This is a genomic window from uncultured Mucilaginibacter sp., assembly GCF_903913935.1.
Classification (GTDB): Bacteria; Bacteroidota; Bacteroidia; order Sphingobacteriales; family Sphingobacteriaceae; genus Mucilaginibacter.
This window is the reverse complement of sequence record NZ_CAIWNH010000050.1, coordinates 1-2,980: the sequence shown is the minus strand read 5'-3', so window position 1 is coordinate 2,980 and position 2,980 is coordinate 1. Positions and strand designations below refer to the sequence as shown.

Annotated in this window: 2 protein-coding genes; one reads left to right on the top strand and one right to left on the bottom strand. The window is 44.1% G+C overall.

Going from position 1 to position 2,980, the window contains the following annotated elements; translation table 11 throughout:
• Positions 1 to 158: 158 nt before the first annotated feature.
• Complete coding sequence (gene mnmE, locus QZY09_RS01950) at positions 159 to 1,553, bottom strand: tRNA uridine-5-carboxymethylaminomethyl(34) synthesis GTPase MnmE (protein ID WP_295667495.1); 1,395 nt, start codon at positions 1,551 to 1,553, stop codon at positions 159 to 161.
• A 189-nt stretch (positions 1,554 to 1,742) separates the two neighbouring features.
• Between mnmE and QZY09_RS01945 the strand changes: the two genes are divergently transcribed.
• Positions 1,743 to 2,801: a nucleoid-associated protein gene (locus QZY09_RS01945; protein WP_295667493.1), complete on the top strand. Its 1,059-nt coding sequence runs from the start codon at positions 1,743 to 1,745 to the stop codon at positions 2,799 to 2,801.
• The last annotated feature ends 179 nt before the right edge of the window (positions 2,802 to 2,980 follow it).

The following is a 2,980-nucleotide window of genomic DNA, read 5'->3' as shown; positions in this document are numbered from 1 at the left end:
CAATTTAACTCAGTAAATTGTGCCTGAAAGTGGAATGGTATATTTTCTTTTTCCTTTGCAAGGATCATGGGTAATGAAATAATACGGGTTCTAATAATCGGCATACGCAATAAAATACCGGTTAAAAAAACAAACAAATGCAAGGATTCGATAACCAACTATTTTCCGATACAGAACTTACTAAAGATATTCTCCAGTAAATCATCCGTCGTAACCGCCCCGGTAATTTCGCCCAGGTAATGCAACGCCTGTTTGATATCCATGGAAAGGAAATCGGACGTAATGGTATCCATACCTTCCAGCACTCTTGCCAGTGCTTCTTCGGTTTTTTGCAGGGCTTCCAGGTGGCGGATATTGGTAACCAGCGTTTCATCCCCGGTTAATTGATCCTTGATTGCGGCGCTGTAGATCTGTTGTTTAAGATCGTCTATATGAAGCTTTTCTTTTGCGGAGATGGGGAGGAAGTCCGAAACCTGCCTGCCGGCAGGCAGGGTCGCGGAAGTCCGGAAGTCCGAAAGTAGATTGGAATCGGTAGTTAGCAAGTCGATTTTGTTGGCAACAGCCAGGATAGTAATTCCGGGTTTTTGCAGGCTTTCGAGGTCGCTTTTGAGTTCTTCGGCGGTGATCTGGCTGGCGTCGAATAAATAAACCAGCACAGCCGATTGGCTGATCTTTTCCATGGTGCGCGCCACGCCAATCTGCTCAATTGCATCGGTCGCTTCCCTGATGCCGGCGGTATCGATCAGCCTGAAATTGATGCCGTTAATATTCAGTATCTCTTCAATGGTATCGCGTGTGGTGCCGGGGATATGACTGACGATCGCCCGTTCTTCATTAAGCAATGCATTCAGTAGAGTTGATTTACCCGCATTGGGCCTGCCGGCAATAACGGTGTTCACTCCCATTTTTATTGCATTTCCTAATTCAAAAGAACTTATCAGGCTGTGGATTACACGGTTTATCTGGAGGATCAATCTTTTTAGCTGGTCGCGATTGGCAAACTCTACATCTTCTTCGGCAAAGTCAAGCTCCAGTTCAATTAAGGAGGCGAATTGCACCAGCTGATCGCGCAGTGCCTGCAGCTGGCTGCTGAAACCGCCGCGCAATTGCTGCAGGGCAACCTGCTGTGATGCTTTGGAATTGGAGGCGATCAGATCGGCCACCGCTTCGGCCTGGGACAAGTCAAGCTGACCGTTCAGGAAAGCTCTCAGCGTAAACTCCCCTGCTTTCGCCGAACGTGCACCTTTTTTGATGAGCAGTTTGATGATCGACTCAATGATATATGCCGAGCCATGACAGGAGATTTCGACCACGTTTTCTCTTGTATATGAACGCGGTGCGATAAATAGTGAAACCAGAACTTCATCCAAAATAATATCCCCATCAACGATGCTGCCGAAATGGATAGTGTGCGAACTTTGTTGAGGGAGGTCCCTGCCTTTAAACACGCTTGCGGCTATAGTAATAGCATCCGGCCCGGAAAGGCGGATAATACCAATGGCTCCGGTTCCGTTGGGCGTGGCAAGGGCTACAATTGTTTCGTTATTGGTCATTATGTCATTGGGTCATTGAGTCATTGAGTCATTGGTTTTCGGGCAATGATTTTTGACTGTGGTGCAAAAGTCGCTATTTAAGCGCAATGTTCCTAAAGTCTCTTTTCAACGCAAAACATATTCAACTATCCAATGACTTAATGACGCAATGACCTAATGACTAAATTAACTAACTTGCGGCCATAAATTATGGTAACTTTTTTTGAAGCTTCGCTTGATACGATCTCTGTGCACCATGTGGGCAACCAGGCGCTTAGTGAAATGTACGCTTTGTCTGATCATCCCCTGGAACTAAAGGACGAGATTATCCCCAACCTGCTGATGCAGTATTTTTTAAAACCTTTTGAAAAGGCCAACGAGGTTTATCACCTTACCCATAGCAGCGGCAACCTCAGCCTGAATGAAGTGCATCATTTTGCGGCACAGGTTTTTGAGGATAAGGCGTATTTTCACAGTGCATCTGAGGGTTTAGCAAAACACCTGTATAAGGTTGCTAATCACCCTAATATAAAAGGCGGTGAGCTATATGTGGTTTATTTTAATAAAGTACAGATTGAAGGTAACCCGCTGGATGCGATCGGGATCTTTAAATCGGAAAATAAGGAAACCTACCTGAAAGTGTACCCCGACAAAGGCGGCTTCCAGGTGGATTATGAAGAGAACGCCATCAATATCAACAAGCTGGATAAAGGCGTTTTGATCTTTAATATCGAAAAAGAAAACGGTTACAAGGTAGTAGTGATTGATAAAACCAATGGTGGCCAGGAAGCAGCAGTATATTGGAAAGACCAGTTTTTACAGCTAAAGATCCGCAACGACAGCTTTAACCAAACCAGCAATACGCTGGGCATCTACAAAAACTTTGTGACCCAAAAGCTGGATGATGAGTTTGAAATGAGCAAAGCCGATAAAATCGACCTGCTGAACCGCAGCATGAAGTATTTTAAAGAAAAGGATACTTTTGATATGGACGAGTTTACCGGCGAAGTGATCGGCAACCCGCAGGCGATTGAATCTTTTAAAAACTTTAAAAGCCAGTACGAACAGGAATTTGATAGCCCTATATCCGATACTTTTGAGATCTCGGACAATGCCGTAAAGAAACAGGCCCGCGTTTATAAAAGCGTTTTAAAGCTGGATAAGAATTTCCATATCTATATCCACGGCGATAAGGAACTGATTGAAAAGGGCTTTGACGACGACAAGCACATGAACTTTTATAAGGTTTATTTTAAGGAGGAGAATTAGGTAGGTAAGTTAGTCGGCGCCGCTGAAAGTTTCGTTGATTTTGTTTATAAGAGTTGAAGGCGCAAGATTGCTTGGCGATTTAAGCATTAAAAATTCGTTTCCTTGAGCGAGTTTGTAGCCTTTAAAATTGCCGTTATTGACGATATTAATAGGCCGTGAATGCTCAATGGCTATCAAAT